Here is a 648-nt window from a genome sequence, read left to right on the forward strand (position 1 = left end):
ACAGATGAGGTATTGTCGGAGGTTATCACTAGGATTAAACGCGATCTACTGCGTCAATCTCCACCCGATCAGGAAGATATAGACACATTAACTATGTTACTTGCTGCGCCGTAATTTTACAGATAAAAAAGCAGTCCATTTGTTTTCTTCGCCGCTCATTTGGCTCTTCCTGAACTTCAGCGTATTTTTACCATATCAGTAGCGCTTTGTGCCGTCATTTATACTCTGATTTTTTACATCTAGGTAGCATAAGCGTTTGCAATTGGTGTAATAAAACCAAATTTTGTTCCAATTCTATACCAGCTACTCATTTTCAACCCTCTTAAAAGTAAGCCATTTCCATATTTTTGTGCCTTTTTTACCCTTAAAATCCTGTTTTTCGCTAAAACGGTGAAAAAAACTACTTTTGTTTCTAAAGTTGGTTATTAATTTACAACTTTATTTTAAATATAGAGCCATAATCTACAAATGTTGTGATTTAATAGTGTCATTAACTGGTAATTAAGTTGTGTGGCAGTTAATCATATTTAGTTCTTTATTAATTGCAGTGTTTGATTTTAGGGGTTGTAAATGAAGTCTCGTGGACCATTTTGTATTCGTCATGCCGCAGCGGATACTTTTGCTATGGTTGTTTTTTGCTTTATTACA

1 protein-coding gene is annotated in these 648 nt (G+C 34.6%); it reads left to right on the forward strand.

What is annotated here, in order from left to right:
* Positions 1–570: 570 nt before the first annotated feature.
* Positions 571–648 (forward strand): L-alanine exporter AlaE (gene alaE, locus R8O10_RS25720; protein WP_318192026.1); only part of this gene is annotated, 78 nt, incomplete at its 3' end.

It is taken from the genome of Vibrio sp. 1727 (genome assembly GCF_033344415.1).
Lineage (GTDB): Bacteria > Pseudomonadota > Gammaproteobacteria > Enterobacterales > Vibrionaceae > Vibrio > Vibrio alginolyticus.